The following is a 19,623-nucleotide window of genomic DNA, read 5'->3' on the forward strand; positions in this document are numbered from 1 at the left end:
GCTCAACCAGCGGAAACGTTCGGATCCCGCGGACGGACCTACGCAGACCGGCTGAACCAGCGAAAACGAACTCAGCTCAAGGCGCCGCGGGCCGCCGCTTCGTAGCCGGGCTTGATCACGTCGTTGATCAGGGCGAGTCGCTGTTCGAACGGCAGGAACGCCGACTTCATCGCGTTCACCGTCACCCAGCGCAGGTCGTCCAGGTCCCAGCCGGCTTCGTCGACCAGTTGCTGCATCTCCCACGACATCGAGGTATCGCTCATCAACCGGTTGTCGGTGTTCAGCGTGACCCTGAAGCGAAGGTCCTTCAGCATCGTGATCGGGTGTGCCGCAATGGATTCGGCGGCACCGGTCTGGATGTTCGATGACGGGCACATCTCCAACGGGATGCGCCGGTCGCGCACGAACGCCGCCAGCCGGCCGAGTTTCGGATCGGTCTCGCAAACATCGATGTCGTCGACGATCCGCACGCCGTGACCGAGGCGCTCGGCACCGCACCACTGGATGGCTTCCCAGATGCTCGGCAGGCCGAACGCCTCCCCGGCGTGGATGGTGAAGTGGGCGTTCTCTCGGCGCAGGTACTCGAACGCGTCCAGGTGACGGGTGGGCGGGTAGCCGGCCTCGGCCCCGGCGATGTCGAACCCAGCGACCTCCTGGTCGCGGTAGCGCACGGCGAGTTCGGCGATGTCGCGGCTCTTGGCAGCGTGGCGCATCGCGGTCAGCAACGCACGAACCCGGATCGGGTGGCCGGCCGAGGCGGCACGCGCCTCACCGTCGCGGAATCCCGCGTTCACCGCCTCGATCACCTGCTCCAGGGTCAGGCCCTGTTCAAGGTGCTGCTCGGGTGCGTAACGCACCTCGGCATAGACGACTGCGTCGTCCGCAAGGTCCTGGGCGCATTCCGACGCCACCCGGAACAACGCGTCCCGGGTCTGCATGACGGCGACCGTCTGGGCGAAGGTCTCCAGGTAACGGACGAGCGAGCCGGAGTCGGCGCTGTCACGGAACCAGTCCGCGAGTCCTTGGACGTCGTCGACCGGCAGACCGTCGTACCCGACTTCCCTGGCCAGTTCGAGGACGGTCTGCGGACGCACCCCACCGTCGAGGTGGTCGTGCAGCAGCACCTTCGGCAGGGCCTTGATCTTCGGACGAACCTCGTGCATCGCTCAGTCCTCCCGGTTCACGGTGTCGGGGCTGAACGCCGGCAGACAGACCGCGATGTACTCCGCACCTTGAGGTCCACAGGAGTACCGAATACGTTCGCCGGCAACGGTTTTCACCGACTCACCAGCGTTGACCTCCAACCGGCCACCGTCGTGGTCGACGATCACGGTGCCCTTGAGCACGATCGTGTACTCGTCGAATTGCGGGGTCTGGAAGGGCTCGTCCCAACCGGCAGGCGCGACCATGTGCGCGACCGAGATCGACGTCTCGCCCGTGCTCGCCGCACCGATGTGCTCGTCGATGATCTTCCCGCCCGGGACGGGGATCCGGATTGCTTGGTTGTAGTGCTCGACCATGTCGTCGTCCTTCTAGGAAATTCGATCGATGATGAGGTCGGGGCGGTCGTCCGCCGACTCCCCGATGGCCCATTTGCCCTCGAGAGCCTCGGCCGCGCGCTCGAACTTCTCGGGGGTGTCGGTGTGCAGGGTCAGCAACGGGTCGCCCTTGCGGACGCGGTCGCCCGGCTTGGCGTGCATCTGGACGCCGGCCGCCGCCTGCACCTTGTCCTCCTTGCGGGCACGTCCGGCGCCGAGCCGCCAGGCGGCCACACCGACCGCAAGCGCGTCGAGTTCGGTGACGACGCCGTCCGCGTCGGCCTCGATGACCTGGGCCTCCTTGGCGGTCGGCAGTTCGGCGTCCGGGTCACCGCCCTGGGCGGCGATCATCGTGCGCCACACGTCCATCGCCCGGCCGTCCTTGAGTGCGTCGGCGGGGTCTACGTCGTCCTTGCCGGCGGCCTTGAGCATCTCGCGGGCGAGTTCGACGGTGAGTTCGACGACGTCGGACGGACCGCCACCGGCGAGGACCTCGACCGACTCCTGCACCTCGAGCCCGTTGCCGGCGGTGAGGCCGAGCGGCGTCGACATGTCGGTGAGCAACGCGACGGTGGTGACACCTGCGTCCTTGCCGAGTTGCACCATGGTCGAGGCGAGCTCGCGGGCGTTCTCGACGTCCTTCATGAACGCACCCGAACCGACCTTCACGTCGAGCACCAAGGCGCCGGTGCCCTCGGCGATCTTCTTGCTCATGATCGAGCTCGCGATCAACGGGATCGCCTCGACCGTGCCGGTCACGTCGCGCAGCGCGTAGAGGCGCTTGTCGGCCGGTGCCAGTCCGCTGCCGGCGGCGCAGATGACCGCGCCAATTTCCTCGAGCTGATCGAGCATCGCCTCGTTGCTGAGCGAGGCCTGCCAGCCGGGGATCGCCTCGAGCTTGTCGAGCGTGCCGCCGGTGTGGCCCAGGCCGCGACCGGACAGCTGCGGTACCGCAACGCCGCACGCGGCCACCAGCGGCGCGAGCGGGAGCGTGATCTTGTCGCCGACGCCACCGGTGGAGTGCTTGTCGGCGGTGGGACGCGACAGCGAGGAGAAGTCCATGCGCTCGCCGGAGGCGATCATCGCGTTCGTCCAGCGGGAGATCTCCTCGCGCGTCATTCCGTTCAGCAGGATGGCCATCGCCAGCGCCGCCATCTGTTCGTCGGCGACCACCTCGCGGGTGTACGCGTCGACGACCCAGTCGATCTGTTCGTCGCTCAGCGCCTGCTTGTCCCGCTTGGTGCGGATGACATCAACGGCATCGAAGCGCTCACTCATGCACCGATCCAACCACGTTCGTCGGGACGCGGTCATCGTGGAACCGTCGGCGTGAGGTCCGCGTCACAGGCCCAGTGCGCCGAGTCATCGGCTACATCCAGAACCGTCACCGCCACTGGCCTGCTTCCCGGAGGAACACCATGTCCCGTACGCGTTCATTGTCCCTGGCTGCCGCCGCCCTGTTGCTCGCCGCCCCTCTCGGGCTCACCGGGTGCGGTCTCGGTGAGGAGTCGGAGAAGGCAGACCCGCCGAAGCCGTCCTCACAGACCGAAGGCGCAGACAAGAACGGGGATGGTTCGAGCGAGTCGGCGTCACCCGAGTCGAGTTCGACCGGTGAATCCAACGGCCAAGCGGCCGGCAAGCCGTCCAAGGACGAGGTCAAGAACGGTCTGAAGCAGTACTACCAGGGTCAGAACATTCCCGGTCCCGCCGCCGACAGACTCGCGGGGTGCATGGTGGACGAGGGCTACGAGAAGTTCTCCGCCAAGACGCTGAACGCGATGAAGGACGGCAAGCCCGGCGAGGTCGACCCGGCCGACTCGCAGACGTTCACCCAGGTCAGCGGTACGTGCGCGTCCAAGAGCTTCAACGGCTCCCTTCCGACCGACCTGCCACTGCCGAGCTGATCAACTCTTCAGCGACCACGTTTCGAGCTTCGCCCGGTTGGAACGTTCGGTTCGAAGGACGGTTTTGTATCGTCTTCCGGCCGTCGGCTTCTCGTGGCGTCCGGTCCTCAAGCGGCTTTGAAGTAGCCGGGCACCTCAGACAGCGTCAGGTGAGGTTGTCGGGACCGAAGGCCTGTGGCAGTACTTCGGACATCGGCTTCACCCCGAGCGGCGTCTGCAGCAGGCACGCCGGCCCCCCGTGTTCCCACAAGAGCTGGCGGCAGCGTCCGCAGGGCATGAGCGCGGACTCGTCACCGCCGACGCAATAGACCGCGGTCAGGCGTCCACCGCCGGTGCGGGCCAGTTCGCTGACCATCCCGCACTCGGCACACAGGCCGACGCCGTAGGACGCGTTCTCGACATTGCATCCCGACACGATGCGTCCGTCGTCGACCAAGCCGGCGACGCCGACCGGGAAATTGCTGTACGGGGCGTACGCGGTGCGCATCGCCTCGATCGCCTTGCGGTGCAACACTTCCCAGTCGATGTCAGACATCAGCCGGCCTGTCCCTTCCGATAGACCTGTCCGTCGGCCGCGGGCATTCGCAATCGCTGCGAGGCGACGGCCATCACCAACAAGGTGGTCACGTACGGGGTCATCGAGGTGAACTGGGTGGGCACCGAGTCACTGGTGAAGTAGTAGTACAGCAGCGCGGCACCGAGCACCAGTCCGAGGACACCGGAGATGATCCGCTTGTTGCGGATCAGCTGCCACAGACCGATCAGGATCAGCGTGACGGACACCGCGAGCAGCAGCGCGTGCAGCGTCGGGCCACCCTGACGCAACTGGATCGCGTCGGTGTAGCCGAACAGCAGTGCTCCGACGGCGAGGCCGATCGGCTGCCAGTTGCCGAAGATCATCGCGGCAAGGCCGATGTAGCCACGTCCACCGGTCTGTCCCTCGACGTAACCGTTGCCGGCGACCATCGCCAGGAACGCACCGCCCAGGCCGGCGAGGCCGCCGGAGATCAGCACGGCGATGAACTTGTACATCAGGACGTTGATACCGAGAGTCTCTGCGGCCCAAGGGTTCTCACCACAGGAACGCAGACGAAGACCGAAGGTGGTGCGCCACAGCACGAAGATCGAGCCGATGACCAGTGCCACCGCGAGCACGGTGAGCATCGACAGGTTGGTGCCGAGGCCGCCGAGGATGCCGGCGACGTCGGAGACGAAGAACCAGTGTTTGGCCTCGATGTCCTTCAGCGCGTCCACCCCCGGGACGCTGAACGACCAGACGTCGTCCAAGGCCGGCGACTGCGTCGGACCGCCGCCCTCCATCGTGGAGAAGACGCGGTCGGCGAGGTATTTGGCAAGACCCAGGCCGATGATGTTGATCGCGACGCCGGAGACGATGTGGTCGACGCCGAACACCACGGTCGCGAGGGCGTGCAGTGCGCCACCGAAGGCGCCACCGAGGATGCCGCAGATGATGCCGACGACCACGCCACCCTTGATCGTGCCGAACGCCGCCGCCCAGGTGCCGAGGATCATCATCCCCTCGAGACCGATGTTGACGATGCCGGCCCGTTCCGCCCACAGACCACCGAGCGCGGCGAGCGCGATCGGGACGGCCAGAGCGAGGGCTGCGGCGATCGCACCGGAGGAGTCCATGTCGTTCGCGCCGGAGATGGTGCGCAGGATCGACAGCAGCAGGACGACCGCGAAGATCGCCAGGCCGGCCCGCGCCCACTTGCTCGCGGGCAGTGCGAAACGCGAAGGCGTACCGGTGTCGCGGCGCTTGCGGGTCAACGTTGCCGAGCTCATGCCGAGGCTCCTTGTGCTGCGACGGGCGACGGGGTGGCGGCCAACTGCTGGGCCACCTTCCTACGCTCGGCTCGAACACCGATGCGACGGACGATCTCGTAGGCGATGATCACGGCGAGCACCATGATGCCCTGGATGATGTTCACCAACGCCGGACTCACTCCGGCGTTGATCTGCAGGCTGTTCGACTGCGCGTTCAGGAACGCCCAAAGGAACGCACCGAAGGCGATACCGACCGGGTGGTTACGACCGATCAGCGCGACCGCGATGCCCGCGAAGCCGAGGCCTGCCTGGCTGTTGGTGCCGTACGCGTAGTCATTGCCGAACAACTGCGGCATGCCGATCAGACCGGCCACCGCGCCGGAGATCACCATCGCGGTCAGCGTCATCTTCTTGACGTTGATGCCGCTGGCGACCGCGGCCGTCTCGGAGGACCCGGTGGTGCGCAGATCGAAGCCGAACCGGGTGCGTCCGAGGACGAACCAGTAGAGAACGCCGACCACTACCGCGAGCAGCGACAGACCGAACACATTGCTGAAGTCGGTGTTCCAGAACGGCAGTGCGGGCACGTGCGAGCTCTCCGGGATCCGCTTGGTGGACGTGGCGTTCGATCCCTCCACCGACGTGGCGGTGCGGGTGAGCAGCCAGGCCACCAGGCCGGTCGCGATGGAGTTCAGCATGATCGTCGAGATGACCTCGGAGACACCGCGCTTGACCTTCAGGATGCCTGCGATCCAGGCCCAGAACGCGGCCGCGATCATCGCGACGACGATCGCGACGATCACGTTGAGGGGACCGGGCAGCCAGGCGTTGCCGGCGAACCACGCGGCCGCGAACATACCGACGCGGTACTGCCCGTCGACGCCGATGTTGAACAGGTTCATCCGGAACCCGATCGCGACCGCGGCACCGGACAGGTAGAGGACGGCGGTGTCGTTGAGGATCGTGGCCGGCATCCCCTCGGCGGGCGTCGACAGGAAGACCTTCCACACCGGCCCGATCGGGTCGCCGGAGATCAACAACACCAGCGAGGTGATGACGACGGCGACGGCGATCGCCAACAACGGCGCGAGGACGGCCAGTCCGATCTTCTGCCAGTCGACGGTCTTCCTTGACACGTTCGCCGGATTGGCCTTCGTGCCGGTCTTTGCGTCGGACGTCGGGCTGTTGCTCACGAGGCCCTCTCTTCGTCGTGCGAGGCGCCGGTCATGGCGGCGCCGAGGTCTTCGGCGGTGACCTTCGAGGGCTCGAACTCACCGGACAGGCGTCCACGCAGGATGACTCGGATGGTGTCGGACAGACCGATCAACTCGTCCAGGTCGGCCGAGATCAGCAGCACCGCCAGGCCTTCGCGGCGCGCGTCGCGGATGTGGTCCCAGATCGCGGCCTGCGCGCCGACGTCGACACCGCGGGTCGGGTGGGCGGCGATGAGCACCTTGGGGTGGTGGCTCATCTCGCGCCCGACGATCAGCTTCTGCTGGTTACCGCCGGACAGCGAGCTCGCCATCACGTTGATCGAAGGTGTGCGGACGTCGTACTGCTCGACGATCCGGACGGTATCGGCCTGAGCTGCCTTGGGAGACAACATCATTCCCTTGGAGTTCGGTTCCTCGGTCTGGTGCCCGAGCATCCGGTTCTCCCACAACGGAGCTTCGAGCACGAGTCCGTGACGGTGACGGTCCTCGGGGATGAAGCCCACGCCCGACTCACGGATGCGGCGGGTGTCCCAGTCGGTGATGTCCTGGCCGAGGTAGGTGATGTGCCCGGCGCTGGGTTCGCGCATGCCCATGATGACCTCGACCAACTCCGCCTGGCCGTTGCCTTCGACACCCGCGATGCCGAGCACCTCTCCGGCGTGGATCGTCAGGTCGATGTCGCTGAGCACCGGCGCGACGCCGAGTTCGCGCAGGCTGAGGCCGCGGACGTCCAGGACGACCTTGTCTGTGACCGTCGACTCGGTGGTCTCGGGTGTCGGGAGCTCGGAGCCAACCATCATCTCGGCGAGTTGCCGCGAGGTGATCTGCTTGGGATCGGCGGTGCCGACGGTGGTGCCGCGACGGATGACAGTGATCTCGTCGGCGACCTTGCGCACCTCGTCCAGCTTGTGCGAGATGAAGATGACCGTCAGGCCTTCGCCCTTGAGCCCGATGAGGTTGTCGAAGAGTTCGTCGACCTCCTGCGGCACGAGCACCGCGGTCGGCTCGTCGAGGATGATGATCTTCGCGCCACGGTAGAGCACCTTGAGAATTTCCACCCGCTGGCGATCGCCGACGCCGAGCTTCTCGACCAGGTCACCGGGACGGATGCCGAGGCCGTAGGTCGCCGAGATCTCCTCGATCTTGGCGCGCGCCTTGCCGCCGATGCCGTGCAGCTTCTCGGCGCCGAGCACGACGTTCTCGAGCACCGTCAGGTTGTCGGCAAGCTTGAAGTGCTGGAACACCATGCCGATGCCGGCGGCGATGGCATCCGAGGGGCTGTTCAGCGGGACGACCTTGCCGTCGATGGCGATCGTGCCCTCGTCCTGTTTCTGCACGCCGTACAGGATCTTCATCAGCGTGGATTTACCGGCGCCGTTCTCACCGACGAGCGCGTGGATCGTGCCGCGACGGACGGTGATGTCGATGTCCTTGTTGGCCACGACGCCCGGGAAGCGCTTGGTGACGCCGCGAACCTCGACGACATTGTCGATCCCGGTGGACGGTGTCGGGGACGGACGGTCCTGCGGAGCGTCCTTGCTCAACTCGGCGATGATGCACTCTCCTGCTCGGTGCCCGAAGGCAGCCCGTGACCGGCCTCACAAAAGCCGAAGCCCGGTGCGCACCATATACGACGCACCGGGCCGCGGCCATTTGCTCATGAACTACTCGGACGACAGCTCGCGGGTCATCGTCCGAACGAGTCGTCTCAGGCGGACGGGACCTTGATGGAGCCGTCCGCGATGCCCTTCTTCAGCTCGTCGAGCTTGCCCTGGATGTCCTTGATGTGGCCACCTGTGGTCGACAGCGAAACGCCACCGTCCTTGAGGCTGTAGACGCTGTTGCCGCCCTTGAACTTGCCCTCGTGCACAGCCTTGAGGAAGTTGTACACACCGACGTCGACACCCTTGACCATCGAGGTCAGGATGATCGGCCGCACTGCTGCCGGGGCGGTCAACGCCTGGTCGGAGTCGACACCGATGGCCCACTTGCCTGCGCCGGCCGCCTTGGTCGCCTCGAAGACGCCGTCACCGGACTTGCCGGCAGCGTGGTAGACGATGTCGGCGCCGTTCTGGAACATGCCCTGCGCGGCGGTCTTGCCCTTGGCCGGGTCGGCGAAGCCGCTGAACTCCGGCGGCTGGGTCAGGTAGGTGCGGTCGATCTTGATGTTCGGGTTGACCTTCTTCGCACCAGCGACGTAGCCGGCCTCGAACTTCTTGATCAGCGGCACCTCGACGCCACCGACGAAACCGATGTGTCCGCTCTTGCTCTTCAGCGCGGCGGCGGCACCGGCGAGGTAGGAGCCCTCCTGCTCGGTGAAGGTGATCTGGTCGACGTTCGCACCCTTGGAGTCGGGCGAAGCGTCGTCGACCATCGCGAAGCTGACCTTCGGGAACTGCTTGGCGACCTTGCCGATGGCCGGCGCATAGGCGAAGCCGACGGCGACGATCGCGTTGTTGCCCGACTGCGCAAGCTGCTGCAGACGCGAGACGCGGGCGGCGTCGTTCTCACCGTGGTTGGCCGAGACGTCGGCGGTGGTGAGGTTGAACTCCTTCTTCGCCTTGTCGACACCTGCGGCGGCGGAGTCGTTGAAGGAGTGGTCACCGCGGCCACCCACGTCGAAGGCGAGGGCAACCTTGAGGGCACCCTGGGAGTTCGAGGCCGAGCCGCTGTTCGAGCCCGCGGGGGCCGAGCTGTTCTCGTCGCTCTTGTTCGAGCCGCAGGCGGTCATGCCGAGCGACAACATCGTGACGGCCGAGGCGACCGCAAGCTTCTTCACCGTGCGCACGGTGTCTCCTTCTGGTTTTCGGGGGTTTCCCGGACGCGACGTGTCATTGCATCCCGGGACCGCCGGCCCGCATGATGTACCGGGCAAGCGGTCCGAACTCTACCCCCGGGTAGAAGCCCGGTCAGCCCGTTCCCGGGGAACCGTTACCGAACGGTCACCGGCCGTCCAACCAGGTCTGCTATCGCCGGTTCAGTGCTCCGTCGGACGCACCAGCGCGGCCCCGGCGAGCAGTCGAGCGCCGATCCCGATGGCCCGTTCGTCGACCACCAGATCACCCTGGTGCAGCTCGAACGTCTTGCCACCGGGAGTACGTGTGCCCAGGCGTGCCATGGCTCCGGGACGGTCGCGCAGCATCCAGCTGAAGTCCTCACCGCCCATCGACTGACGGGTCGGGACGACCGAGTGCGGCCCCACAGCGCGCAGGCTCGCCAGGCTAAGCGCGCTGACCGCGTCCGCGTCGTTGACGACCGGCGGGACGCCGCGGACGTGACGCACCTCGACCTTGACCTTGTAGGGCGCGGCGATCTCGTGGATGGTCGGCTCGATGAGCGCCCCGACCTCGTCCCACGCCTGGGCGTCCAGGATGCGCAGCGTGCCGTGTGCCTCGCCGACCGCAGGGATGACATTGCTGGCGTTACCAGCGTGCACCTCGCCCCAGACCAGGGTGGCCCCGGCGCGGGGGTCGATCCGGCGCGAGATGACGGCGGGCAGTTCGCTGATGATCTTCGCGAGCGCGAACACGACGTCCTGGGTCAGGTGCGGGCGGCTGGTGTGACCGCCCCGTCCGCTGACCATGACGTGGATGCCGTCGCACGCCGCAGTGATCGGGCCGGCGGCCAAGCCGACCGTGCCGACGTCGATGTGCGGGTCGCAGTGCACGGCGAACACGCGGTCGACGCCGTCGAGTGCGCGCTCTTCAAGGACGGTGTGCGCGCCTCCGGGCACGACCTCCTCGGCCGGCTGGAAGATGAACCGGACCGCGGTGCCGAGCTCGGTGAGTTCGTCCTCGTGCTTCTTCATCGCCAGCGCCGCACCCAGCACCGCAGAGGTGTGGACATCATGACCGCACGCGTGGCAGATGTTCGCCGAGCGGGACGCGAACTCCAGACCGGTGCGCTCCGGGATCGGCAGCGCGTCCAGGTCGGCGCGCAGTGCGGAGCGGAAGGACGGCTGGGCCGGGCCGACCTCGGCGACCAGACCGGTGCCGTCGAACTCGCGGACGCAGATGCCCGCGGCGACGAGGGTGTCGCGCACCCGCTGGGTGGTGTGGTGCTCCTGGAACGCGATCTCGGGGTGCTGGTGGAAGTGGCGACGCACTTCGATCAGCTCGGGCTCGAGGGCGGTGACCTGCGCAGCGAGCCGGTCGATCAGGGTCGCGGTGGCAGAAGCAGTGGTGGTCACAACCGATGGAGTCTACGGTTTGTCGGTATCGCGACCGGCAGCGCCCGAGGTCGCGACGACCACGAACGGCTGCGGACCGAGGTCGACCCGCTCGGTGAAGATCTGCCGGACGACCTCCAGATCGTGCTCGGCAAGATGATGCGCACCGTCGAACACCACCAGGGTGCCGGGCTCGTGCTGGATGTCGTCGATGCAGTCGGCGAGGGCGTCCCAGTTGTGCCCGAACCAGTCCGGCAGGTCGAACGCGTCCGCGCACTTGTCGAGGAAGGCGGCCTTGTCGGTCGGTGCCTCCAGAGCAAGGCCGACCACGGTCCAGCCGGCCCGCTCCCCGACAGCCGCGATCTCCCGCACGCTGCGCTGCGAGCGCAGGACGGCGGACTCCTTGCGCGCCAGCGTGACGGTCAGGCTGCTCATCGGATGATCCTCCGGAAGCTGTCGTAGTGGTCGGACGTGTAGTACATCGTGCCGTCCCTGCCGGCCACGATGCGCCGGGCGCCCCGGTCGGACTCACCGGGCGTCCTGACCGTGTACTCCTTGTAGTAGCCGGCCTTCTGCTTGGGCAGGTGCCCTTCCAGATTGCGGTAGGTCTCGCCGTCGTCGCGGGGGTAGGGGAACGGGCCGCCGTCGTCGATGAGTTTGATCGTCGCCTTGGCCTGGGTGGGCAGCTCGGCGTATTCGACCGTGCGCAGGCCGCCTTTCGCGGTGGGGTTCTTGGACGTGCTGGTGGTGCGTTCGTAGGTGCGGGTCAAGGCCGCGTCCTTGCTGTCGCCGCCCTGGCAGTTGGTGAGCAGCGTCGCAGCAAGCACGAGCATCAGCAGACTCAGGCAGATCGCCATGAAGTGACTGCCGAGGAAGGACGCCTTACGTCGGGTGCCGCTGACCAGGTCTCGCATCAGAACTGTTCGCGCGGGACGTACATCCCCCAGACATCGCGCAGCGCGCTGCTGACTTCTCCCCCGGTGGCGCGGGCGGCGAGCGCCTCGCGCATCGGGAAGAGGACGTTGTCGGTGCCTTCGGCAGCCTTGCGCAGAGCGTCCAGACCCTTGGTGACGGCGGCGTTGTCACGCTCCTTGCGCAACTGTTCGAGGCGCGCGGCCTGCTCGGCCTCGATGGCCGGGTTCACACGCAGCGGTTCGTACTTGTCGTCCTTGTCGATGGTGAACCGGTTGAGCCCGACGACCGTGCGCTCCTTGCTGTCGATCTCGAGTGCGATCGCGTAGGCCGAGCGTTCGATCTCCGACTTCTGGAAGCCCTCCTCGATCGCCTTCACCGCACCGCCCTTGTCCTCGACCTGCTGCATGAGCGCGTTGACGGCGTCCTCGATGTCGTCGGTGAGCGCCTCCACGACGTAGCTGCCGGCGAACGGGTCGACGGTCTTGGTCACGTCGGTCTCGTAGGCGATCACCTGCTGGGTGCGCAACGCGAGACGGGCGGCCTTCGCGGTCGGCAGTGCGATGGCTTCGTCGTAGGAGTTGGTGTGAAGCGACTGGGTGCCGCCGAGCACGGCACCCAGGCCCTGCAGGGCGACCCGGACCAGGTTGACCTCGGGCTGCTGGGCGGTGAGCTGGACGCCGGCGGTCTGGGTGTGGAAGCGCAGCATCTGCGACTTGGGATTCTGAGCGCCGAACTCCTCCTTCATGATCCGCGCCCAGATGCGGCGGGCTGCGCGGAACTTCGCGACCTCCTCCAGCAGCGTGGTGCGGGCGACGAAGAAGAAGGACAGGCGGGGTGCGAAGTCGTCGACGGCGAGGCCGGCGGCCATGGCGGCACGGACGTACTCCTTGGCGTTGGCGAGGGTGAACGCCACCTCCTGCACGGGCGTCGCACCGGCCTCTGCCATGTGATAGCCGCTGATCGAGATGGTGTTCCACCTGGGAATCTCGCTGTGGCAGTAGGCAAACACGTCGGACGTCAGGCGCAACGACTCGGCCGGCGGGTAGATGTACGTGCCGCGGGCGATGTACTCCTTGAGCACGTCGTTCTGGATCGTGCCGGTCAGCTTGTCGGCCGCGATGCCCTGTTGCTCAGCGGTCAGCTGGTACATCAGGAGCAGGGTGCTGGCCGGGGCGTTGATGGTCATGCTGGTGCTGACCTCATCGAGCGGCAGCCCGTCGAAGAGCAACTGCATGTCGTCGATGCTGTCGATCGCGACGCCGACCTTGCCGACCTCGCCATGGGCCAGTTCGGCGTCGGAGTCGTAGCCCATCTGGGTCGGCAGGTCGAACGCGACCGAGAGGCCGCCGGTGCCGTTGGCGACGAGTTCCTTGTACCGCTCGTTCGACTCCTTGGCGGTGCCGAAGCCGGCGTACTGGCGCATCGTCCACGGACGGCCGGTGTACATCGACGGGTAGACGCCACGGGTGAACGGGTACCGGCCCGGCTCCCCAAGCTGCGTCGCCGCGTCGAAGTCGGCGAGCGCGGACGCGTCGTAGAGCGCCTCGAACGGCAGATCGGACTCAGTCGTGGCCATGTTCACAGCCTAGTCAGCGGGGTTCTTCGGCTGGATCGAGTCGAGGCGAACGGTCGGGACGGCTCGCCGAACGGCGTCCCCTTCACGTGCACCTGGCCGTCGTCGAAGTTCTCCAGGCCGAAGAATCGCAATGCGGTCAGCCCGTCCAGGGCACAGTCAGGAGAACTGTTAAGCGGAACACCGAGTGTCAGACGATGAACGTCGCCAACGACGCGAAACGCCTGACACTCGGGAAGCGGTCAGCCGAGAGCGCGGTTGAGGTCCCCGACCAACACCGGACCGCCGTAGATGAAGCCGCTGTACACCTGGATCAACGACGCACCCGCATCGATCAGGGCCTTCCCGTCGTCTGCGGTCATCACCCCGCCGACGCCGATGACCGGCAGAGACGATCGGGACGCGACCCGCTCGACGACGTAGCGGGCGCGGCGAGTGAGGGGAGCGCCGGAGAGGCCGCCGGCCTCACTAGCGAGGGGCAGATCGGCGTCCGCCAGTCCGTCCCGCGAAAGCGTGGTGTTGGTGGCGATGAGCGCGCTGACGTCGGCCCGCTGGGCGACCTCGAGGACGTCGTCGATCGCTTCGTCCGTGAGATCCGGGGCGATCTTGAGGAAGATCGGCGTCGGCTTGGCGCGCTTACGAGTCCCTGCCAATCGCGTTGTCTCAGTGACGAGTTCGGCAAGCAGCTCCGCGAGCGGTTCCTTGTCCTGCAGCGTGCGCAGCCCAGGAGTGTTCGGACTGGAAACATTGACGGCGATGTAGTCGGCGTACTCGTCGACCGCGCGCAGCGAGGTCAGGTAGTCCTTGACCGCCTCTTCCACCGGGGTGACCTTCGTCTTGCCGATGCTCACGCCCACCGGGATCGGAAGCTTGCCGGCGAGCGCCAGGGCGTCGGCGAGGTGCTGTGCGCCGAGGTTGTTGAACCCCATCCGGTTGATGATCGCTTGGCTCTCGGGCAGCCGGAACAGGCGCGGCTTGTCGTTGCCGGGCTGCGGCTGCGCGGTCACGGTGCCGAGTTCGGCGTGCCCGAAACCGAGTGCACCCCAGGCCCTCGCGCCCACACCGTCCTTGTCGACGCCGGCTGCCAGACCGACCCTATTGGGGAACCGGATACCGGCGATCGTCACGGGCGCCGTCTGCACCGCCGTCGCCCGGGACAGTGCCTTGAGCGCCGAGGGACGGCCGCTCAAAGCCTGGATCTGCTTCAGCGTCGCATGGTGGGCAGTCTCGGCGTCGCCGTCACCCATCCGGAACAGCACCGGACGCATCAGCTTGCGATAGCCCAGATCGAACACTCGCGCGCGTGTGTCAGCCATGGTCACCGAGCGTACGACGCGTGCCGGAGGGATCGGGAAGTGGTGGCTACTGCAACCACTTCCCTCGACTACGGGTGTAGCTCAGGTGAGGTCTTCGCGGCCGGACAGTTTGAGCTTCTCGACGATCTTCTTGACGTCCTGGGCCCGGTCACGGGTGGTCACCAGGACGGCGTCCGGGGTGTCGACCACGACGATGTCGTCCACACCGAGGGCCACAACCGTGCGCCCCGATCGGGGGGCGACGACACCGGTGGAGTCCTGCATGAACACGAGTTCGCTCTCGCCGAGCACCTTCACGCCGGGCGCATCGGCCGATTCCACCAAGACCGAAGCGAGAGAGGCGAAATCGCCCACGTCGTCCCACCCGAAGGCACCGGGCACCACCGCGACCTTGCCATCGACAGCGGCCGGCTCGGCGATGGCCGGGTCGATCGCGATCTTGGTCAGGCGCGGCCAGAGCTCGTTGAGGCGCATCGGGTTGTTCGCGATTGAACGCAGATGGTGGGCCATGACCGGCTGGTACTGACCGAGCATGTCGAGCAACACGGACGCCTTGACCACGAACATCCCTGCGTTCCAGCGGTATTCGCCGCTGTCTACGTACTGTTCCGCAGTTTCTCCGTCGGGCTTCTCCACGAACGCCTTCACACTCAGCGCAGACGGCGCCCCCTCGATTCCGAGTGCCTCACCGGTCTGGATGTAACCGAATCCCGTTGCCGCATGGGTGGGCTCGATCCCGATCGTCACCAGCTTGCCGGTGCGGGCGACCTCGACCGCCTCACGAACGCACTGGTGGAACTCCTCGTCGTCGGTGATGACATGGTCGGCCGCGAACGAACCGATCACCGCTTCCGGATCCACCTGCTCCAGCAACGCCGCGGCCAGCCCGATCGCAGGCATCGACTCACGCGCAGACGGCTCGACCAGTAGGTCGTCCGGCCCGAGTTCGGGCACCTGCTCACGCACCGCCTCGGCGTGCCGCGCCCCGGTCACGACCATCATCCGCGGACCGCACAACGGCGTCAGCCGGTCGACCGTCGACCTGATCAGCGACTTGCCCGATCCGGTCAGGTCGTGCAGGAACTTCGGCGACCCGGCACGCGACAGCGGCCACAGGCGCGTCCCGGACCCCCCGGCCGGAACAACAGCGAAAAAGCCCGGGATCTCGCCGGGGCTCAGGTCAGTCATGCCCGAACGCTAACCCATCCCGTTCACCTGACTCTCACCTAGCCGTCGACCCGTCTGCGTTGTGCGTCCACTCACGTCCAGCACTGTGTAAGTCGTGCGAGTTGCGATCGTGACCGAGTCGTTCCTGCCCAGTCTCAATGGCGTGACCACAAGTGTCTGTCGGGTGCTGGATCACCTGGCCGACCGTGGCCACGAGGCCGTCGTCATCTGTCCAGGTCCGGCTCCGGAGTCGTACCGCGGTTTCCCCGTACGCACTGTCCAGGGCCTTACCCTTCGCCAGTTCCGCGTCGGCCTACCGACGACCGATCTGGAGCGCATCCTGCACGAGGTCCGGCCGGACGTCGTCCATGCGGCATCCCCGTTCGGCCTCGGCTGGCGAGGGCTTGCTGCCGGACGCAACCTCGGAATTCCCACGGTGGCGATCTACCAGACCGACATGCCGAGCTATCTCGCCCAGCACGCAGGCCCGTTGCGTGGCAGGATCTCCAACGTCTCCTGGCGCTGGATCCGCCACCTGCACTCACTCGCCGACATCACCCTGGCGCCTTCGTCGGCGACCCTCGCCGAGTTGGTCAAGCACGGCGTTCCCCGCGCCGCGTTGTGGAGTCGCGGTGTCGATACCGCGCTCTACTCCCCCGAACTCAAGACGTCGGACGAGGTACGCGCGTTGCGCGCTTGCGTCGCAGCGAACGGAGAGACGATCGTCGGCTACGTGGGACGGTTGGCGCAGGAGAAGCAGGTACACCGCCTCGCTGAAGTCGCCGACCTACCGAACACGTCGCTTGTCGTCGTCGGCGACGGTCCGTCACGGGAGAAGCTCGAGCAACTGCTGCCGAAGGCGCACTTCCTCGGTTTCCGCCAGGGACTGCCTCTGGCACAGGCGTACGCCGCGCTCGACGTCTTCGTCCACACCGGCGTGAACGAGACCTTCGGGCAGACGCTGCAAGAAGCGATGGCTGCCGGGCTCCCGGTCGTTGCTCCTGCAGCGGGCGGTCCGCTCGACATCGTGAAACCGGGCGTCACGGGGTACCTGTTCGACCCTGACGCAGCAGGAGCACTACGCGCGAGCGTGAACAGCCTGGTGATCGACCCTGCCCTACGCGAGCGGATGGGTGACAGCGCACACCGCAAGATGGAAGCCCGATCCTGGTCCGGAGTGGTCGATGAACTGATCGGTTACTACGGAGCGGTCGTGACGCCGTCCTACTCTCGTCCGGCTGCCTGACACGAAAAGCAACCGGCCGGCAGATCGATCTGCCGGCCGGTCAAATGCGCAATCGTCAGGCGTGCTTCTTGGCCTTGCGGAAGTCCGCGTTCAGCTGGCTGATGACGTCCAGCGGGATCTCCTTCGGGCACGCAGCGGCGCATTCACCGATGTTGGTGCAACCACCGAAACCGTCATGGTCGTGCTGATTGAGCATCGACACCACGCGCGAGTCGCGCTCGGCCTGGCCCTGCGGCAGCTCACCGAGGTGGGTGACCTTCGCACCGAGGAACAACATGCCGGACGCGTTCGGGCAGGCCGCCACGCACGCGCCACAGCCGATGCAGGTCGCGGCGTCGAACGCACGGTCGGCGGCGACCTTCGGCACCTGCATGTTGTTGGCTTCGACGGCAGCACCGGTTTTGACCGAGATGTAGCCGCCGGCCTGGATGATGCGGTCGAACGCGGAACGGTCGACCACCAGGTCACGCACCATCGGGAACGCGGACGCGCGCCACGGCTCGATCGTGATGGTCTCGCCGTCGCGGAACGAGCGCATGTGCAACTGGCAGGTCGTCGTGACCTCCGGCCCGTGCGCTTCGCCGTTGATCATCAACGAGCACGCGCCGCAGATGCCCTCGCGGCAGTCGCTGTCGAAAGCGATCGGCTCCTCGCCCTTGGCGATCAGTTCCTCGTTGAGCACGTCGAGCATCTCCAGGAACGACATGTCCTCGGAGATGTTCGTGACCGGGTAGGTGACGAGTTCGCCCGCGGTGTCGGGGCCGTCCTGGCGCCAGATCTTGAGAGTCAGATTCATTACTTGTAGCTCCGCTGCTTCAGCTCGATCGAGTTGTAGACAAGGTCTTCCTTGTGCAGGATCGGCGCGTTCGGGCCGCCGGAGGGCTCGCCCTCGAACTCCCAGGCCGCGACGTACAGGAACTCGTCGTCGTGACGCAGCGCCTCACCGTCCTCGGTCTGGCTCTCCGCTCGGAAGTGGCCTCCACACGACTCGCGTCGGTGCAGGGCGTCGATGCACATGAGCTCACCCAGCTCGAGGAAGTCGGCGACACGGCCGGCCTTCTCCAGCGACTGGTTGAGCGTGTTGGCCGAACCGAGCACCCGCACATTGCGCCAGAACTCCTCGCGCAGACCGCGGATGAGGTCGATCGCCTTGCGCAGACCTTCCTCGGAGCGCTCCATGCCGCAGTACTCCCACATGATGTTGCCGAGTTCCTTGTGGAAGGAGTCGACGGTGCGCTCGCCGTTGATCGACAGCAACTTCTGGATTCGACCTTCGACCGACTGACGCGCCTCGACGACTGCGGGGTGGTCTTCGGTGACCGGCTCGAAGGGTCCTTCCGCGAGGTAGTCGCGGATCGTGTTGGGCAGCACGAAGTAGCCGTCCCCCAGGCACTGCATCAGCGACGAGGCACCCAGCCGGTTTGCACCGTGGTCGGAGAAGTTGGCCTCGCCGACCGCGTACAGACCCGGGATCGAGGTCTCGAGGTCGTAGTCGACCCAGAGGCCACCCATCGTGTAATGCACAGCCGGGTAGATACGCATCGGCACCTTGTACGGGTCCTCGCCGGTGATGCGGGCGTACATGTCGAACAGGTTGCCGTACTTCGCCTTCACCGCAGCCTCACCCATCCGCGAGACGGCATCGGCGAAGTCGAGGTAGACGCCGCGACGGAAGTCGCCGACCATCGGGCCGACGCCGCGTCCCTCGTCGCACACGTACTTCGCCTGGCGGGAGGCGATGTCACGCGGGACGAGGTTTCCGAACGCCGGGTAGATGCGCTCGAGGTAGTAGTCGCGGTCTTCCTCGGGGATGTCGCGCGGGTCCTTGTCGCAGTCTTCCTTGCGCTTGGGCACCCAGATGCGCCCGTCATTGCGCAGCGACTCCGACATCAGCGTCAGCTTCGACTGGTGGTCGCCGGAGACCGGGATGCAGGTCGGGTGGATCTGCGTGTAACACGGGTTGGCGAAGTAGGCACCCTTGCGGTGCGCGCGCCAGGTGGCCGTGACGTTGCAGCCCATCGCGTTGGTCGACAGGAAGAACACGTTGCCGTATCCGCCGGTGGCGAGCACGACCACGTCGGCCAGGTGGGTCTCGATCTCACCGGTGACCATGTCGCGCGCGATGATGCCGCGAGCCTTGCCGTCGACAACGATCAGCTCGAGCATCTCGTGGCGCACGTACTCCTTGACCGTGCCGGCCGCGACCTGACGCTCCATCGCCTGGTAGGCACCGATCAGCAACTGCTGGCCGGTCTGACCACGGGCGTAGAACGTGCGGGCCACCTGCACACCACCGAACGAACGGTTGTCGAGCAGGCCGCCGTAATCACGCGCGAACGGAACACCCTGCGCCACGCACTGGTCGATGATGTTCGTCGACACCTCGGCCAGGCGGTAGACGTTGTTCTCGCGGCTGCGGTAGTCGCCGCCCTTCACGGTGTCGTAGAAGAGTCGGTAGACCGAGTCGCCGTCGTCGTTGTAGTTCTTGGCCGCGTTGATGCCACCCTGGGCGGCGATCGAGTGGGCACGACGCGGGCTGTCCTGGTAGCAGAACGCCTTCACGTTGTAACCGGCCTCGCCCATGGTGGCGGCGGCGGAGGCTCCGGCCAGGCCGGTGCCGACGATGATCACCGACAGCTTGCGTCGGTTGGAGGGGTTGACGAGCTTGTTCTCGAACTTCGCCTTCGTCCACCGCTCCCCGATCGGAACGTCGGTGGGCGCCTTGGTGTCGGCGATGTTGTCGCCGAGGCGGTACATGTCGTCGATGAGCGTGTCAGTCATATGAATTCGAAGT

General features: G+C 66.5%; 18 protein-coding genes. 2 read left to right on the forward strand and 16 right to left on the reverse strand.

The annotated features are described in order from the left end of the window. Nucleotides 1-71: 71 nt before the first annotated feature. From FB459_RS15285 to FB459_RS15295, 3 genes are read right to left on the reverse strand one after another with little or no spacing between them, the layout of a single operon-like run. Nucleotides 72-1,163 (reverse strand): adenosine deaminase, encoded by a 1,092-nt coding sequence (locus FB459_RS15285; RefSeq protein ID WP_141929095.1) that lies wholly within the window; start codon nt 1,161-1,163, stop codon nt 72-74. A 3-nt stretch (nt 1,164-1,166) separates the two neighbouring features. Beyond that, nucleotides 1,167-1,520 (reverse strand): cupin domain-containing protein, encoded by a 354-nt coding sequence (locus FB459_RS15290; RefSeq protein WP_141929096.1) that lies wholly within the window; start codon nt 1,518-1,520, stop codon nt 1,167-1,169. Between the two features lie 12 nt (nt 1,521-1,532). Then, a complete protein-coding gene (locus tag FB459_RS15295) occupies nt 1,533-2,816 on the reverse strand; it encodes a thymidine phosphorylase (RefSeq protein WP_141929097.1) in 1,284 nt (427 codons plus the stop codon). A 140-nt stretch (nt 2,817-2,956) separates the two neighbouring features. Here FB459_RS15295 and FB459_RS15300 point away from each other — a divergent pair, with 140 nt between their 5' ends. Beyond that, nucleotides 2,957-3,442, forward strand: coding sequence for a hypothetical protein (locus FB459_RS15300; RefSeq protein ID WP_141929098.1), 486 nt, complete (start codon nt 2,957-2,959; stop codon nt 3,440-3,442). A 145-nt stretch (nt 3,443-3,587) separates the two neighbouring features. On the opposite strand, the gene FB459_RS15305 is transcribed toward FB459_RS15300, so the two are convergent. The 11 genes from FB459_RS15305 to FB459_RS15355 form a co-directional block, all read right to left on the reverse strand. Then, entirely contained in the window at nt 3,588-3,977 is a 390-nt protein-coding gene (locus FB459_RS15305; protein ID WP_141929099.1) for a cytidine deaminase, read from the reverse strand. Further along, complete coding sequence (locus FB459_RS15310) at nt 3,977-5,248, reverse strand: ABC transporter permease (protein ID WP_141929100.1); 1,272 nt, start codon at nt 5,246-5,248, stop codon at nt 3,977-3,979. Before FB459_RS15310 ends, FB459_RS15305 begins: the two co-directional genes overlap by 1 nt. After that, on the reverse strand, nt 5,245-6,423 hold the full coding sequence (locus FB459_RS15315) for an ABC transporter permease (RefSeq protein ID WP_246092478.1): 1,179 nt from the start codon (nt 6,421-6,423) through the stop codon (nt 5,245-5,247). The genes FB459_RS15310 and FB459_RS15315 overlap by 4 nt, the downstream gene beginning before the upstream one ends. Then, nucleotides 6,420-7,988, reverse strand: a complete 1,569-nt coding sequence (locus FB459_RS15320; RefSeq protein ID WP_246092479.1) for an ABC transporter ATP-binding protein — start codon at nt 7,986-7,988, stop codon at nt 6,420-6,422. Before FB459_RS15320 ends, FB459_RS15315 begins: the two co-directional genes overlap by 4 nt. A 164-nt stretch (nt 7,989-8,152) precedes the next feature. Next, nucleotides 8,153-9,232 carry a BMP family lipoprotein gene (locus FB459_RS15325; RefSeq protein WP_141929102.1) on the reverse strand — a complete coding sequence of 360 codons (1,080 nt, stop codon included), beginning with the start codon at nt 9,230-9,232 and terminating at the stop codon, nt 8,153-8,155. A gap of 189 nt (nt 9,233-9,421) precedes the next feature. Next, nucleotides 9,422-10,633 (reverse strand): amidohydrolase, encoded by a 1,212-nt coding sequence (locus FB459_RS15330; protein ID WP_239701258.1) that lies wholly within the window; start codon nt 10,631-10,633, stop codon nt 9,422-9,424. A gap of 12 nt (nt 10,634-10,645) precedes the next feature. Beyond that, the gene (locus FB459_RS15335) at nt 10,646-11,047 is read right to left on the reverse strand and encodes a barstar family protein (RefSeq protein ID WP_129625894.1); all 402 of its coding nucleotides are present in this window, start codon (nt 11,045-11,047) and stop codon (nt 10,646-10,648) included. After that, a complete protein-coding gene (locus tag FB459_RS15340) occupies nt 11,044-11,526 on the reverse strand; it encodes a guanyl-specific ribonuclease (protein ID WP_246092480.1) in 483 nt (160 codons plus the stop codon). The genes FB459_RS15335 and FB459_RS15340 overlap by 4 nt, the downstream gene beginning before the upstream one ends. Then, nucleotides 11,526-13,103: an acyl-CoA mutase large subunit family protein gene (locus FB459_RS15345; RefSeq protein WP_141929103.1), complete on the reverse strand. Its 1,578-nt coding sequence runs from the start codon at nt 13,101-13,103 to the stop codon at nt 11,526-11,528. Before FB459_RS15345 ends, FB459_RS15340 begins: the two co-directional genes overlap by 1 nt. A gap of 239 nt (nt 13,104-13,342) precedes the next feature. After that, nucleotides 13,343-14,416, reverse strand: coding sequence for a quinone-dependent dihydroorotate dehydrogenase (locus FB459_RS15350; protein ID WP_141929104.1), 1,074 nt, complete (start codon nt 14,414-14,416; stop codon nt 13,343-13,345). Between the two features lie 81 nt (nt 14,417-14,497). After that, on the reverse strand, nt 14,498-15,604 hold the full coding sequence (locus FB459_RS15355) for a mannose-1-phosphate guanylyltransferase (RefSeq protein ID WP_141929105.1): 1,107 nt from the start codon (nt 15,602-15,604) through the stop codon (nt 14,498-14,500). 142 nt (nt 15,605-15,746) lie between these two features. Here FB459_RS15355 and FB459_RS15360 point away from each other — a divergent pair, with 142 nt between their 5' ends. Continuing rightward, nucleotides 15,747-16,829, forward strand: coding sequence for a glycosyltransferase family 4 protein (locus tag FB459_RS15360; RefSeq protein WP_239701251.1), 1,083 nt, complete (start codon nt 15,747-15,749; stop codon nt 16,827-16,829). Nucleotides 16,830-16,884: 55 nt separating this feature from the next. Here FB459_RS15360 and FB459_RS15365 read toward each other — a convergent pair whose 3' ends face one another. Next, entirely contained in the window at nt 16,885-17,625 is a 741-nt protein-coding gene (locus FB459_RS15365; RefSeq protein ID WP_129625900.1) for a succinate dehydrogenase/fumarate reductase iron-sulfur subunit, read from the reverse strand. Next, nucleotides 17,625-19,610, reverse strand: coding sequence for a fumarate reductase/succinate dehydrogenase flavoprotein subunit (locus FB459_RS15370; RefSeq protein WP_141929106.1), 1,986 nt, complete (start codon nt 19,608-19,610; stop codon nt 17,625-17,627). The genes FB459_RS15365 and FB459_RS15370 overlap by 1 nt, the downstream gene beginning before the upstream one ends. Nucleotides 19,611-19,623: the final 13 nt, after the last annotated feature.

This window comes from Yimella lutea (genome assembly GCF_006715095.1).
Taxonomy (GTDB): Bacteria; Actinomycetota; Actinomycetes; order Actinomycetales; family Dermatophilaceae; genus Yimella; species Yimella lutea.

What these genes read in the sequence shown, in the direction of transcription:
- FB459_RS15340 (WP_246092480.1), bottom strand. Translation starts at nt 11,526, where the DNA reads ATGCGAGACCTGGTCAGCGGCACCCGACGTAAGGCGTCCTTCCTCGGC.
- FB459_RS15305 (WP_141929099.1), bottom strand. Translation starts at nt 3,977, where the DNA reads ATGTCTGACATCGACTGGGAAGTGTTGCACCGCAAGGCGATCGAGGCG.
- FB459_RS15285 (WP_141929095.1), bottom strand. Translation starts at nt 1,163, where the DNA reads ATGCACGAGGTTCGTCCGAAGATCAAGGCCCTGCCGAAGGTGCTGCTG.
- FB459_RS15370 (WP_141929106.1), bottom strand. Translation starts at nt 19,610, where the DNA reads ATGACTGACACGCTCATCGACGACATGTACCGCCTCGGCGACAACATC.
- FB459_RS15365 (WP_129625900.1), bottom strand. Translation starts at nt 17,625, where the DNA reads ATGAATCTGACTCTCAAGATCTGGCGCCAGGACGGCCCCGACACCGCG.
- FB459_RS15300 (WP_141929098.1), top strand. Translation starts at nt 2,957, where the DNA reads ATGTCCCGTACGCGTTCATTGTCCCTGGCTGCCGCCGCCCTGTTGCTC.
- FB459_RS15310 (WP_141929100.1), bottom strand. Translation starts at nt 5,248, where the DNA reads ATGAGCTCGGCAACGTTGACCCGCAAGCGCCGCGACACCGGTACGCCT.
- FB459_RS15335 (WP_129625894.1), bottom strand. Translation starts at nt 11,047, where the DNA reads ATGAGCAGCCTGACCGTCACGCTGGCGCGCAAGGAGTCCGCCGTCCTG.
- FB459_RS15355 (WP_141929105.1), bottom strand. Translation starts at nt 15,604, where the DNA reads ATGACTGACCTGAGCCCCGGCGAGATCCCGGGCTTTTTCGCTGTTGTT.
- FB459_RS15295 (WP_141929097.1), bottom strand. Translation starts at nt 2,816, where the DNA reads ATGAGTGAGCGCTTCGATGCCGTTGATGTCATCCGCACCAAGCGGGAC.
- FB459_RS15350 (WP_141929104.1), bottom strand. Translation starts at nt 14,416, where the DNA reads ATGGCTGACACACGCGCGCGAGTGTTCGATCTGGGCTATCGCAAGCTG.
- FB459_RS15345 (WP_141929103.1), bottom strand. Translation starts at nt 13,103, where the DNA reads ATGGCCACGACTGAGTCCGATCTGCCGTTCGAGGCGCTCTACGACGCG.
- FB459_RS15290 (WP_141929096.1), bottom strand. Translation starts at nt 1,520, where the DNA reads ATGGTCGAGCACTACAACCAAGCAATCCGGATCCCCGTCCCGGGCGGG.